Genomic DNA, 13,983 nt, shown 5'->3' with positions numbered 1-13,983 from the left:
TTACTGTTAAAACGTTTACTAATGTTAGTAAAGGTGTTATATTTAATACAACAACGATTGACCTTTTAATATCGAGTCCAGAGAGGCTAACAAGGGTTTGGTTTTTGAATCAATTGACATAAATAATTCCCACGTAACTGGGACATTTTTACTGCAATTATTGAAAAGTCCGGGAACTCTTATGTTCCCGGACTTTTTTGCATAGGAGGATAAAGGATGCACGATTTTGTGAACTTAAATGATTTATCAACGGATGCGATTATGAGTCTCATCCAAAACGGATTGGCTTATAAGTCGGGAGAAGCGACGCCAACGGCGCCATCAAAATTGGTTGCAAACTTATTCTTTGAAAATTCAACGCGAACGCAGTCAAGCTTTCAAGTTGCGGAAGTTAAAATGGGTTGGGAACGGATTATGATTGATCCTGGTAGTAGCTCAACGCAAAAAGGTGAAAGTCTCAGTGATACTCTGAAAACACTTGGTGCGTTAGGAGTTGAAGTTGCAGTCATTCGACACAGCCTGAACGATTGGTACGAGCCACTATTGGCAGAACACTCAGACTTGATGCCACATTTAGTTAATGCGGGCGATGGAAACGGGCAACATCCATCACAAAGTTTACTTGATTTAATGACGATTTATGAAGAGTTTGGTCATTTCGAGGGGCTTAAGGTGCGAATTATTGGTGATTTGTCACATTCACGAGTTGCCCGTTCAAATGCAGAGATTTTGAAACGCTTAGGTGCCGTTGTGACATTCTCGGGTCCTGAAAACTGGTATCCAGCTGAATTTGATCAATTCGGAAGATATGTGGACATTGATGACGGATTGGATCAACAGGATGTTGTCATGTTCCTACGTGTCCAACACGAACGAATCGAAACAGTTGAAAATACTGGCTTCTCGGCGATGAATTACCACTTTAATTATGGATTAACGAAAGAACGCTACAATCAATTAGCACCACAAGCCATTATCATGCATCCAGCTCCGGTCAACCGCGATGTTGAGATTGCCGATGAATTGGTCGAATCGGATAAATCAAGAATTTTCGAGCAAATGCGCAATGGTGTGTTCGCACGAATGGCAATTTTGAACGCAATTGGGGAGGATTAGAATGTCTAGCTTAAAGATTAAAAATGCGCGGGTTGTGCTACATGATAACGATTTAATTCAAACTGATGTTGTTATTCGCGATGGTAAAATTGCTGAAATGGCACCAACCTTAATGGTTAAGACTGATCGTGTGATTGATGCGAAGGGGCAACTTTTGATGCCTGGACTGGTAGATGTCCACGTCCACTTCCGTGAGCCTGGTTTTGAATATAAGGAAACCATTAAGACGGGGTCGCAAGCGTCTGCGCGGGGCGGCTTTACAACAGTATTGGCAATGCCAAATCTGAACTCCGTGCCAAGTACTGTAGAAACTTTTAAGCAAGTGCAGGCTTTGAACCAACAAGATGGTGTCATTAACATTGACCAATATGCCGCAATTTCTGCAGGCTTAACGTCTGAAGAAGTTGATGACATTCAAGCTTTGGCAGATGCGGGCGCTGTTGCCTTCACAAATGATGGTAAAGGTGTGCAAAATGCGAAGACCATGCGCGACGCAATGCGCGCTGCGGCTAGCGTTGATCGCCCATTGGTTGCTCACGTCGAAGATGAGAGCTTGATTGATGGCGGTGTGATGAACCTTGGGCAACGGTCAGCCGAACTTGAATTACCAGGTATGGATCCATTGGGTGAATCTTCACAATTAGCACGTGATTTAGTTATTGCAAAGGCTACAGGGGTTCATTACCATGTGGCTCACTTGTCTACTAAAGAATCAGTCAACTTGGTGCGTATCGCTAAGCAAAACGGGGTGAACGTAACAGCCGAAGTATCACCACATCACTTGCTGCTGGACGAAACTGATATTCAAGGTGACAATGCTTTGTATAAAATGAACCCACCACTTCGGGCACCGCAAGATCGCATGGCGGTCATCGGTGGTTTGCTGGATGGTACCATCGATATGGTTGCAACTGATCACGCGCCTCACGCGGTGGAAGAAAAGGATCGTACTTTTATGGGAGCGGCCTTTGGTATCACTGGTATTGAAACAAGTTTCCAACTCATCTACACCCACTTGGTTCGTTCAGGTGTGGCGACACTAGAGGAATTGACAAACTGGATGGTTAAAAATCCAGTCGCTGACTTTAACTTAGCTGCCCCAACCAAGGTAACGGTTGGCCAAACTGCCGACTTAGCATTATTTGATATCGACCACGCACACACGATTAGTGCTGATGAATTCCTTTCAAAGGGTGTTAATTCACCGTTTATTGGGGAAACTATCTATGGTCAAACAAGCATGACTTTCTTAAATGGGGAAGTTGTTTACGACGCTGCAAACGACAAATAAGGAGCAAACATGAAACGTTATCTCGTACTTGAAAATGGATCAGTTTATGAAGGTGAAGGCTTTGGTTCAACGAAGCCCGTTGTTGGAGAATTAGTTTTCAACACTGGTATGTCAGGTTACCAAGAATCAATTACTGACTTGTCTTACCATGGTCAAATTTTGACATTCACGTACCCATTGATTGGAAATTACGGTATTAATCGTGATGATTTTGAATCATTTAAGCCAGCCGCTTCAGCGATTGTGACTCATGAAATTGCGCGCCGCCCATCGAACTGGCGTTCACAAATGTCAATCGCCGAATGGGCTGAACGTAATGACTTACCTGGGATTACAGGGGGTGATACACGTGCCTTAACGAAGGAACTCCGCGACTATGGTGTGTTAAAGGCAACCATTGTCAGTGAAGTTAACGAGGCAACTTTGCTTGACTTGAAATCAGCCGAACTATCAAAGGAACAAGTTGCTGAAGTCGGAAGCAAGAACATGTATGTTAATCCAACTGATGGCGTGACGATTGCTTTGATTGACTTTGGATTGAAGAACTCAATTCTACGTTCATTGGCGCGTCGTAACGTTAATGTATTGGTTTTCCCTGCAACAGTTGATGCACAAACGATTTTGGATGCAAATCCTGATGGGGTCTTGCTTTCAAACGGACCTGGAGATCCAGAGTCCGTTGAGGGAATCTTGGATGTTATTCGTGAACTAGAGGAACAATTACCAATCATGGGAATTTGTTTGGGACACCAACTATTTGCCCTAGCCAATGGTGCCACAACGAAGAAGATGAAGTTTGGTCACCGTGGATTCAACCACGCGGTTAAGGACAACATTAGTGGTAAGACTAACTTTACGTCACAAAATCATGGTTACGTGGTTGATGGTGACTCAATTCCAGGGACAAACCTTGAAATTACGCAATATGAAATTAATGATGGTTCTGTTGAAGGACTACGTCTTAAGAATCACCAAGCCTTTTCGGTTCAATATCACCCCGATGCAGCACCGGGTCCACATGATGCCGAATACCTATTTGATGAATTCCTAGAAATGATTGCCGCTCACAAGGAGGAACAAACACATGCCTAAGCGCGATGATATTCACAAGATTTTAGTAATTGGTTCTGGACCAATTGTGATCGGACAAGCCGCTGAATTTGATTATTCAGGAACTCAAGCAGCCATGTCTTTGAAAGAAGAAGGTTACGAAGTTGTTTTGGTTAACTCAAACCCAGCAACGATTATGACAGACACGGAAATGGCTGACCAAGTCTACATCGAGCCGTTGACATTGGAATTCTTAGAACGCATTTTGCGTAAGGAACGCCCAGATGCTATTTTGCCAACACTTGGTGGGCAAACTGGTTTGAACATGGCGAAGGATTTGGCCGAAGCTGGTGTCTTGGATGAACTAAGTATTGAACTTTTGGGAACTAAGCTTTCAGCGATTGAAGAAGCCGAAGATCGTGAAGAATTTAAAGCGTTGATGGAACGTTTGGACGAACCAGTTCCAGAATCAACGATTGCAACCACGGTTGATGAAGCTGTTGATTTTGCTGAAACACATTCATATCCTGTTATCGTCCGTCCAGCCTACACATTAGGTGGAACGGGTGGTGGAATTGCCAACAACTACCAAGAATTAGTTGAAATTGCCGAAAATGGACTTGAATTGTCACCAGTAACGCAAGTGTTGATTGAACGTTCAATCGCTGGATTCAAGGAAATTGAATTTGAAGTGATGCGTGATGCTGACGATAATGCGTTGATTGTCGCTTCAATGGAAAACTTTGATCCAGTCGGTGTCCACACTGGGGATTCAATTGTTATGGCACCGGTTCAAACGTTGTCAGACCGCGAATACCAAATGATGCGTGATGCGGCCTTGAAGATTATCCGTGCGTTGAACATCGAAGGTGGTGTAAACATCCAAATGGCTTTGGATCCAAAGTCATATAAGTATTACATCATCGAAGTGAACCCACGTGTGTCACGTTCTTCAGCATTGGCCTCAAAGGCAACTGGATATCCAATTGCTAAGATGGCCGCTAAGATTGCGGTTGGGTTGACTTTGGATGAAATCACCAACCCAGTTACGGGAACAACAATGGCTGAATTCGAACCAGCTTTGGATTACGTTATCGTTAAAATTCCACGTTGGCCATTTGATAAGTTTGTAACGGCTGATCGTCGTCTTGGAACGCAAATGAAGGCGACTGGTGAAGTTATGGCCATTGGACGTAACATTGAAGAGGCGATGAACAAGGCTGTTCGTTCGCTTGAAATTGGTGTTACTGGTCTCGATGACATGCGCTTTGAAGGAACAACTGATGCTGATCTGTTGGATGCTTTGATGCCAGCACGTGACGATCGTCTCTTCATGATTGCTGAACTCTTGCGTCGTGGCGTAACACCAGAAACGATTCACGATCGTACTGAAATCGACTTATTCTTCCTTGATAAGTTACTACACATTATTGAAATTGAACAAGAATTGCAAACAAGCGTTGGTGATATCACCGTTTTGGAACAAGCCAAGAAGAATGGTTTTGCTGATAAGATCATTGCTGGACTTTGGGGGATGACTGAACGCGAAGTCAAAACTTTGCGTGAACGTAATAATGTGACGCCAGTTTATAAGATGGTTGATACGGTGGCAGCTGAATTCGAATCACAAACACCTTACTTCTATTCAACATATGAAAAGGTCAATGAATCAGAAAAGTCAGATCGCGAAAGCGTTTTGGTTTTGGGTTCAGGTCCAATTCGTATCGGACAAGGTGTGGAATTTGATTATGCGACAGTGCATGCAGTTAAGGCGATTCAAGCTGAAGGCTACGAAGCCATCATTATGAATTCAAATCCTGAAACTGTTTCAACCGACTTCTCTGTTTCAGACAAGCTCTACTTTGAACCATTGACACTTGAAGATGTCATGAACGTGATTGAGCTTGAACAACCTAAGGGCGTTGTGGTTCAGTTCGGTGGTCAAACAGCGATTAACTTGGCGGCACCACTAGCTCAAAATGGCGTTAACATTTTGGGAACAACGGTTGCTGACTTGGATCGTGCGGAAGACCGCGAAGAGTTTGATCAAGTTATCAAGTCATTAAACTTGCCACAACCAGTTGGTAAGACTGCAACAACTGTACCAGGTGCATTGGCTGCTGCGGAAGAAATTGGTTACCCAGTTCTTGTCCGTCCATCATATGTTCTGGGTGGTCGTGCCATGGAGATTGTTGCTAATGCTGATGAATTAGCTGACTACATGGATCGTGCAGTACAAGTATCAAATGATCATCCAGTTTTGATTGACTCATATTTGGTTGGGCAAGAAGCTGAAGTTGATGTTTTGTCTGACGGTGAAACTGCAGTGATTCCTGGAATCATGGAGCATATTGAACGTGCTGGGGTGCACTCAGGTGATTCAATGTCAGTTTACCCATCACAGTCTTTGTCACAAAAGGTAAAGGATGAGATGACAGCAGCTTCAATCGCTTTGGCTCGCTCATTGAATACGGTTGGCTTGATGAATGTCCAATTCGTTATTCATGATGACACTGCATACGTGATTGAAGTGAACCCCCGTGCTTCACGAACAGTACCATTTATTTCAAAGGTAACGCACTTGAAGCTGGCACAATTAGCAACACGCGTCATGTTGGGCAAAAAGTTGTCTGATATGGGCTTTGAGACAGGTTTGATTCCAGAGACAGACGATGTGCACGTTAAGGCACCTATCTTCTCATTCACAAAGTTGCCAATGGTCGATTCATTGCTTGGACCTGAAATGAAGTCAACTGGTGAAGTTATGGGGTCTGATAAGACTTACGAAAAGGCCTTATATAAAGCCTTTGAAGCATCAAATATCAAGATTCCTGAATTTGGAACTGTACTCTTCACTGTGGCTAACGACGATAAACCAGAAGCCTTGGCCTTGGCAAAGCGCTTTGATTGCCTAGGCTACATGTTGGTAGCGACTGAAGGAACGGGAAAGTTATTTGCTGACAATGACATGCGAGTTGAAGTTTTGGACAAGATTTCTGAATCTGAAAACAACCCAGTCACAGCTATTCGCGACGGTCGCTTGCAAATTGTGATTAATACAACGCAAGCTGATGAGTCAGCTGAAAATGACGGACGCATGATTCGTAATACTGCGATTGAAAATGCTATCCCATTGTTCACGAACCTCGATACAGTTTCAGCCTTGCTACGTGTGCTTGAAACGCGTTCATTCGATGTTGAATCTATGAAATAATGCTTAAAACAGCCGGTTTCGACCGGCATACATACCAAGAGAATGGAGCTTGCTGATGAATAACATATTTATTGCCCTTGATTTTGAAAATGAAACTTTAGCTTGGGAATTCTTAAATCAATTTCCAGAAGATGTTCGCCCGGCTGTAAAGATTGGAATGGAACTCTTTTATCGGGAAGGTCCGGCTTTCGTAGAGGCAGTCAAAGCCGCAGGATTCACAGTCTTCTTAGACTTAAAGTTGTATGACATCCCCAATACAGTGGGCCATGCTGTGCGTAACCTAGCACGTTTGGATATTGACTATTTAACGATTCACACGGCAGGTGGCGTTGAAATGATGCAAGCCGCTGTCGCGGGTGCAGCCGAAGGTGCTCAATCCGTAGGCGTGCAAGCGCCTAAGTTATTAGGTATTACGCAATTGACTTCATTTTCGGAAGCTACAATGCAAGCTACCCAGTTGGTTGAAGCATCGATGGCAGAATCTGTGACGCATCTGGCTAAATTAGCTGACGAAGCAGGCCTAGCTGGAACAATTTCATCGGCGTTCGAATCACAAATGATTCACGATGCGACCCGAGCTGGATTCTTATCAATTACACCTGGTATTCGTTTAGCAGGCGATGCCATTGGGGATCAAAGTCGAGTCGTGACCCCAGGACGCGCGCATGAAATGGGTGCGGATGGTATTGTTGTCGGCCGTTCCATCACTCAGGCTGCAGATCCAGTTGCCGCCTATCAACAAGTTGTCGCAGAGTTTACACAAGGAGCCTAAATTATGACAGATTATAAAAAAGAAGTTGCACAAGCCTTATTGGATATTCAAGCAGTTAAGCTACAGCCAAATGATCCATTTACTTGGGCGTCTGGCTTAAAGAGTCCGATTTATACTGATAACCGTAAGACAATCAGTTTTCCAAAGGTGCGCCAATTAATTGCAAATGGTTTAGCTGACTTGGTTAAAGAAAAGTATCCTGATGCCACAGTTATTGGTGGGGTTGCCACAGCGGGAATTCCACACGCAGCTTGGGTTGCAGAAGTCTTAGACTTGCCAATGGTTTATGTTCGTTCAAAGCCTAAGGATCACGGTGCCGGAAAGCAAATTGAAGGCATTCTTTCAGATCAAGATCAAGTTGTTTTGATTGATGACTTAATTTCAACTGGTGGATCAGTTTTGGGAGCTGTTGATGCAGTGCGTCGCGAAGGAAGTCAAGTCGCGGGTGTACTATCAATCTTCTCTTACGAATTGCCAGCTGCTGACAAGAATTTTGCGGCGGCAAAGACTGACTTTGCACCATTGACAACTTATTCAGCACTTTTGGACGTTGAAAAGGCCTCAGGTCAAATGTCTGATGCTGATTTGGATGTCTTGCAAGATTGGCGTGTTGATCCAAGTGCCTGGAGTGAGAAGCATTCAAATTAATGCGTTAAACAGTTCTAGCGAACCGCTAGGACTGTTTTTTGTTTGGACAGCATTGAGTAACTATACCTTTAGGGCATTTACTGTTAAAATAGAACAATGAATGAATTTTTGTGAAAGGTGATTGTGTATGAATATCGGATTATTCACGGATACTTATTTTCCGCAAGTTTCTGGGGTTGCAACGTCAATTAAAACCCTCAAAGAACAACTTGAAGCACAAGGGCATCAGGTGTATATTTTCACATCTACTGATCCTAAAGTTTCAAAAAACGCTAACGAACCGCATATTTATCGCTTTTCAAGTGTGCCATTTGTCTGGTTTAAAGATCGTCGAATGACTTACCGTGGAGGTTTTCAAGCGCTCCAAATTGCTAAAGAATTAAAACTAGATATTGTGCATACACAAACAGAGTTCTCTTTGGGGATGATTGGTAAATTTGTGGCGCGACAGATGAAGATTCCAATTGTACATACTTTTCATACAAATTATGAGGATTATTTGCATTACATTGCGAATGGTAAAATTATTAAACCAGGTGGTGTGGCTGTGATTGCCCGATACTTTATGCATGGCATGACAGGCATTGTATCCCCATCTAAACAAACTTATGACACATTAAAAGAATATAAGGTTGATACACCAGTTGTGATTATCCCCACGGGTGTGCGAGTTGCGCACAAGCCTGAGGAGGATTACAGCCAGGATTTGTATAAGCAACTAGGGTTAACACCCAAAACGCCAATTGTGATGTCAATTGGTCGGGTTGCCTTCGAAAAGAATATTGATGATGTCATCACTGCTTTTGCACAAGTCGTAGAACGAATTCCAGAAGCTAAATTAGTGATTGTTGGTGATGGACCTGCACGTTCAGCGCTTGAAAGTCAAGCCAGCGACTTAGGCATTCGAGAAAGTGTTATTTTTGTGGGTGAGGTACAACACGAGGAAGTCTATAGTTATTATCGACTTGGTGATGTTTTTGCCTCAGCATCAACTTCTGAAACGCAAGGGATTACGTTTATTGAATCCATTACAGCTGATACACCAGTAGTTGCCATGCATAGCGACTATATGGATGGGATTGTCATTGACCCAAGTATTGGTACATTAGTTGAGACGCCGGATGCCTTAGCTGATCCGATTGTGCGATATTTAAAAGCCAAAGAAACAGGCGAAGTCATTGGCGACCCAAGTGAACGTGAGGCGATTCTTCATGAAATTGATGAGCGAACGTTTGGTCACCGAATGATTGATTTTTATCGCGAAGCTTTAACCATTTATCATGATGACGACGACGATGATATGGCAGAACAAAATAATGCTGCTTATGTTCGTTCATTTTTGCATCCGTTTAGGAGAGACCAAGATGATTAAAATTACCATGTTTTCAGCGGCAGAAACGGTTCCTGGTCAAGGAGTTGGATCCGCTTACCGTGAACTCGTTAATTTGTTGGAGGAAAAATTCCCAAACGAATTTGCCCTCCGCTTTAATAGTTATAAAAAAACAGATATTAGCCACTACCACACCATTAATCCGACATACTTTATGAGTACCTTTCTACCAGGCCGTGGTCGTAAGTTGGGCTACGTTCATTTTCTGCCGGAAACGTTAGAAGATTCCATTAGCCTACCACGTCCAATCAAAAAGCTATTTTATTGGTATGTAATGACTTTCTACAAGCGCATGGATCATTTAATGGTGGTTAACCCAACTTTTATTGATAAGTTGGTCAACTTAGGGGTGAAACGTGAAAAAGTGACCTATATCCCTAACTTTGTATCGAAGGATACCTTTTACCCATTGCCAACTTCTGAACGCGAAGACCTACGAAAAAAGCAGGGGTATCAACCTGATGATTTTGTGGTGCTAGGTGTGGGACAAGTACAAGAACGTAAGGGTGTGTTTGATTTTATTAAGCTGGCTGAAGCAAATCCACAATGGCAATTTGTTTGGGCAGGTGGTTTCTCATTCGGAGCGATGACTGCAGGTTATGATGAGTTGAAAAAGGTTGTGGAGAACCCACCAGCCAACTTGAAATTCCCAGGCATTGTCGATCGAAGTGAAATGAACGGTTACTATAATTTGTCTGATGTATTCTTGTTGCCAAGTTATACGGAACTGTTCCCGATGTCAGCCTTAGAGGCATTCAGCACTGGAACACCGACGGTACTACGTGACCTAGACTTATATAAAGCAATCATTGACGGATACTATTTACCGGCTAAAGATCGTACTGGCATGCAACAAGCTTTGCAGAATATTGACTCAGATACAGCCTTACGTGAAAAGCTATCATCAGATGCCTTGGCGGCTTCTGAACGCTATTCTGCTGACAATGTTGCCAAGATTTGGGAAAAATTTTATACAGAACAGGCTGAGGTAAAGTAATGTCTAGAAAAAATATCCTCGTTTTCTTTTGTATGCTGGCCCTAGGTGGGGTCATTTTCTGGTGGTCATTTCGTGATGTCAGCTGGGCTCAATTTGCTAGTAGTATTGCTGGCGCACATTGGGGTTGGCTGATTTTAGCGTTAGTGGCGATGATTGTTTATTTGTTATTGGAAGCAGTTGTGGTCAAGATTTTTGTGGATGATGCAAACGAGCAAATTACTTGGCGTGATGCCATCCGCGTACCGCTGGTTGAACAGCTTGGAAATGGGATTACCCCTTTTGCAGCTGGAGGTCAGCCAATGCAATTGGTTGCTTTAGCGCAATCCGGTATTGATGTCGGTCGTGGTGGATCAATTCTGACCATGAAATTTATTATTTACCAAGGCATGATTGTGATTAATTTCTTGATGGCACTGTTAGTTGGTTATCAGTATCTAATTGATAAAATCCACGCTTGGACGGTTGTGTTAATCTTAGGGTTTTTGATTCATCTATTCGTTATCGTGGGATTACTCATGATTATGTATTGGCCCAAGGCAACCGATACGCTTGTTAAGGTGTTTATCAAAATGGTGCATCCATTTTCACCAAGAAAAGCAGAAGAGTGGCAAGTAGTACTTGAAGATAAGATTACAAACTTCCATGAAGAAAGCGATTTAATGCGTAAAAATGTAAAGCCTGTAGTTCAAGCTATTTGTGTTACGTTTGTGCAGTTGTTTGTGTATTACTTGATTCCTTACTTTATCTTGTTAGGGCTGGGTGCAACACAAGTAAATATCGCCCTTGTTATGTCCTTAAACGTGTTAATCGTTATGGTTATTTCGCTTTTTCCAATTCCTGGTGGGGCGGGGGGAGCAGAGATTGGTTTCTCAGTGTTGTTTAGCCAATTCTTACCAACTCACGCGCAATTGGTGATTGCAATGATTTTATGGCGTTTGATTACCTACTACTTCGGAATGTTTGCTGGAATTTTTGCTTTCAGTGTGCCAACAACATCTAAGAAAATGGCAAAGCATTAGGTTCTTTTAAAACAAGTGCCTTAGAGTAATAAGTATTATTTAAATTGAATGGAGCAAAGTAAACATGGAACGTGTTGTACAAACCGCCAAAAAGAGCGGTGCATATCTATTTAATTCGACCATGGGCTTCTTCCTGTTAAACGTGTTCTTTGTTTGGCTTAAAACATACATGGTTTATCAGCATGACTTTAGTCTTGGGGCTAAAGGGCCGATGCAAGAATTTTTGTTATTCTTCAATCCAATTCCGACGGCAATTATTTTATTGAGTATTGGATTGTATTTTAAAGGGCGTGCGTCATACTGGACGATGCTTTTGATGAATTTGGTGCAATCAATTTGGTTGTTTTCAAATATTTTGTACTATCGTGAGTTCTCGGATTTTCTATCGCTTAATATCATTAATTCAGGTAGTTCAGCTGGAAATAATTTAGGAAAAGCCCTAGGCGGTATTATTGACCCTACGGATTTCTTAGTATTTGCTGACATTATTGTGCTAACGCTATTAATTGCGTTTAAGTTGATTCATGTTAATCGCCATGCGGTACGCCGGTGGGTGGCAGGATTAACAACGTTACTTGGTGTTGCACTTATGTTTGTAGGGTACGGACTTTCTGAAAGTGATCGTTCAGGTCTATTGGTACGTACTTTCGACAATAACTACATTGTTAAGTATCTCGGCTTGAATGAATATGCAGCTTACAATATTTACAAGACGCAAAAGACTGCTGAAGTCAAAAAACAGGCGACGCCTAAAAACCTTGAAAAGATTGAGAAGTTTGTTAAATCTAATAACACCATTCCTAATGCACAATACTATGGAACGGTTAAGGGAAAGAATGTTGTGATGTTCCATTTGGAGTCGTTCCAACAATTCTTGATTGATTATAAAGTGGATGGAGAACCGGTAACACCAAACATTAACCGTTTCTATCATGATCAAAATTCACTTTCTTTTGATAATTTTTATAACCAGGTCGGTCAAGGTAAGACGGCCGATGCAGAAAATATGCTTGAAAATGGGTTGTATGGTCTAGCGTCTGGAGCTGCCATGGTGAATTATGGTTCAACGAACACGTACCAAGCTGTCCCAAACATGTTAGATCAACGTGGTTACACAACGGCCGCCTTCCATGGGGATGTTGCTAGTTTCTGGAACCGTGATAATACTTATAAGAATTGGGGCTATGATTACTTCTTTAGTAAGCCATTCTATAAGGGAGCAAATAAAGATGACTACAATATTGGTTATGGTATGAAGGATAAGATTTTCCTTAAGGATGCCTCTCAATACCTTGATCAGTTGCCACAACCTTTCTATTCAAAGGTCATCACGGTTACAAACCACTACCCTTACGATCTTGACAAGAAGAATATCTCAATTAATAAGACTGATACGGGTGATAAGACTGTTGATGGTTATGTTCAAACAGCCCGTTACCTTGACCAGGCCTTTGGTGAATTTGAGCGATATTTAAAGAAGTCAGGAATGTATGATAATACGGTAATTGTGCTATACGGTGATCATTATGGTATTTCTGAAAATCACCCTAAGGCAATTGCTAAGTTAATGGGTAAAGATTCTGTGACACCATATGATCTAGCTAACTGGCAAAAAGTACCGTTAATTATTCACTCACCTGGATTGAAGGGTGGTATTAAGCATACTTATGGTGGTGAAATTGATGTTATGCCAACGTTGATGCACCTACTTGGTATTTCAACAGCCGATAATATTCAATTTGGACAAGATCTACTAGCTAAGAATAATAAGCAAGTTGTGCCTTTCCGTAACGGTAATTTTGTATCTAAAAATTACGTGAAGTACGGAGGTAACTACTATGTTACGTCAACTGGAACACAAATTAATCCTAAGGAAGATCCACGCGCTAAGGCGATCATTGATAATGATCAAAACTATGTTAACGATAGTTTGACTTATTCGGATCAAGTCCAAACGGGTGATTTGTTACGATTCCACAAATTAGCAGGATATAAGCAAGACGATCCTAAGAATTATTCATATAAGCAAGACGATCCTAAGAATTATTCATATAAGAAGAATGATACCTTGAAGTCGTTGAAGGATCTGGAGAAGAAAAAGCCAACCTCAGCAATGCAAAAAACAGGTGGTAAGATTCCAGAATATGAGACGAATGCACCAGAATTGGGTGGGGAACCACAAACAATTCCAGAAGCTATTTCAAGTAGTCAATAAATAAAAAAGCTCACACAATTATTGTGTGAGCTTTTTTTGTAAAAAACATTTGACCTGAAGCGCGTATTCAGGTATATTAATTGAGTTGGGTTTTTCAACAACGTTTATGCGAAGTGAGTTTCAAATTACTTCTAAATTAATGTTGACAAACAAACCGAACGCGTGTAATATAGTTTAAGTTGTCTGAGGGAAACAAATATTTCTTCTAAACAATAAGTAGATCATTGAAAACTGAATATCGTTTCGATATAAACAAATGTGTAGGGTCACC

Annotated in this window: 10 protein-coding genes; all 10 read left to right on the top strand. The window is 41.9% G+C overall.

Going from position 1 to position 13,983, the window contains the following annotated elements; all coding sequences use genetic code 11:
• The first annotated feature begins 216 nt into the window (after nt 1–216).
• The 10 genes from IV50_RS06820 to IV50_RS06775 all read left to right on the top strand — a co-directional run bounded on the left by IV50_RS06820 (nt 217) and on the right by IV50_RS06775 (nt 13,712).
• The gene (locus tag IV50_RS06820) at nt 217–1,116 is read left to right on the top strand and encodes an aspartate carbamoyltransferase catalytic subunit (protein ID WP_057746934.1); all 900 of its coding nucleotides are present in this window, start codon (nt 217–219) and stop codon (nt 1,114–1,116) included.
• Nucleotide 1,117: 1 nt separating this feature from the next.
• Nucleotides 1,118–2,407 (top strand): dihydroorotase, encoded by a 1,290-nt coding sequence (locus IV50_RS06815; RefSeq protein ID WP_057746932.1) that lies wholly within the window; start codon nt 1,118–1,120, stop codon nt 2,405–2,407.
• A 9-nt stretch (nt 2,408–2,416) separates the two neighbouring features.
• Complete coding sequence (locus IV50_RS06810) at nt 2,417–3,499, top strand: carbamoyl phosphate synthase small subunit (RefSeq protein ID WP_057746930.1); 1,083 nt, start codon at nt 2,417–2,419, stop codon at nt 3,497–3,499.
• Nucleotides 3,492–6,671: a carbamoyl-phosphate synthase large subunit gene (gene carB, locus IV50_RS06805; RefSeq protein WP_057746928.1), complete on the top strand. Its 3,180-nt coding sequence runs from the start codon at nt 3,492–3,494 to the stop codon at nt 6,669–6,671. Before IV50_RS06810 ends, carB begins: the two co-directional genes overlap by 8 nt.
• 55 nt (nt 6,672–6,726) lie before the next feature.
• A complete protein-coding gene (gene pyrF, locus IV50_RS06800) occupies nt 6,727–7,443 on the top strand; it encodes an orotidine-5'-phosphate decarboxylase (RefSeq protein ID WP_057746925.1) in 717 nt (238 codons plus the stop codon).
• Nucleotides 7,444–7,446: 3 nt separating this feature from the next.
• The gene (pyrE, locus tag IV50_RS06795) at nt 7,447–8,091 is read left to right on the top strand and encodes an orotate phosphoribosyltransferase (RefSeq protein ID WP_057746923.1); all 645 of its coding nucleotides are present in this window, start codon (nt 7,447–7,449) and stop codon (nt 8,089–8,091) included.
• Nucleotides 8,092–8,218: 127 nt separating this feature from the next.
• Nucleotides 8,219–9,463 (top strand): glycosyltransferase family 4 protein, encoded by a 1,245-nt coding sequence (locus IV50_RS06790; RefSeq protein WP_057746921.1) that lies wholly within the window; start codon nt 8,219–8,221, stop codon nt 9,461–9,463.
• Nucleotides 9,456–10,478: a glycosyltransferase family 4 protein gene (locus tag IV50_RS06785; protein ID WP_057746918.1), complete on the top strand. Its 1,023-nt coding sequence runs from the start codon at nt 9,456–9,458 to the stop codon at nt 10,476–10,478. Before IV50_RS06790 ends, IV50_RS06785 begins: the two co-directional genes overlap by 8 nt.
• Nucleotides 10,478–11,497, top strand: a complete 1,020-nt coding sequence (locus IV50_RS06780; RefSeq protein WP_057746917.1) for a lysylphosphatidylglycerol synthase transmembrane domain-containing protein — start codon at nt 10,478–10,480, stop codon at nt 11,495–11,497. The genes IV50_RS06785 and IV50_RS06780 overlap by 1 nt, the downstream gene beginning before the upstream one ends.
• Before the next feature lie 64 nt (nt 11,498–11,561).
• The gene (locus tag IV50_RS06775) at nt 11,562–13,712 is read left to right on the top strand and encodes an LTA synthase family protein (RefSeq protein WP_057746915.1); all 2,151 of its coding nucleotides are present in this window, start codon (nt 11,562–11,564) and stop codon (nt 13,710–13,712) included.
• Nucleotides 13,713–13,983: the final 271 nt, after the last annotated feature.

Source organism: Weissella viridescens (assembly GCF_001437355.1).
GTDB lineage: Bacteria > Bacillota > Bacilli > Lactobacillales > Lactobacillaceae > Weissella > Weissella viridescens.
This window is presented reverse-complemented; position numbering and strand designations above follow the sequence as displayed.

Excerpts from the sequence above, each read along its gene's own strand:
- IV50_RS06820 (WP_057746934.1), top strand. The coding sequence starts at position 217 with ATGCACGATTTTGTGAACTTAAATGATTTATCAACGGATGCGATTATG.
- pyrF (WP_057746925.1), top strand. The coding sequence starts at position 6,727 with ATGAATAACATATTTATTGCCCTTGATTTTGAAAATGAAACTTTAGCT.
- IV50_RS06810 (WP_057746930.1), top strand. The coding sequence starts at position 2,417 with ATGAAACGTTATCTCGTACTTGAAAATGGATCAGTTTATGAAGGTGAA.
- carB (WP_057746928.1), top strand. The coding sequence starts at position 3,492 with ATGCCTAAGCGCGATGATATTCACAAGATTTTAGTAATTGGTTCTGGA.
- IV50_RS06780 (WP_057746917.1), top strand. The coding sequence starts at position 10,478 with ATGTCTAGAAAAAATATCCTCGTTTTCTTTTGTATGCTGGCCCTAGGT.
- IV50_RS06790 (WP_057746921.1), top strand. The coding sequence starts at position 8,219 with ATGAATATCGGATTATTCACGGATACTTATTTTCCGCAAGTTTCTGGG.
- IV50_RS06785 (WP_057746918.1), top strand. The coding sequence starts at position 9,456 with ATGATTAAAATTACCATGTTTTCAGCGGCAGAAACGGTTCCTGGTCAA.
- pyrE (WP_057746923.1), top strand. The coding sequence starts at position 7,447 with ATGACAGATTATAAAAAAGAAGTTGCACAAGCCTTATTGGATATTCAA.
- IV50_RS06775 (WP_057746915.1), top strand. The coding sequence starts at position 11,562 with ATGGAACGTGTTGTACAAACCGCCAAAAAGAGCGGTGCATATCTATTT.
- IV50_RS06815 (WP_057746932.1), top strand. The coding sequence starts at position 1,118 with ATGTCTAGCTTAAAGATTAAAAATGCGCGGGTTGTGCTACATGATAAC.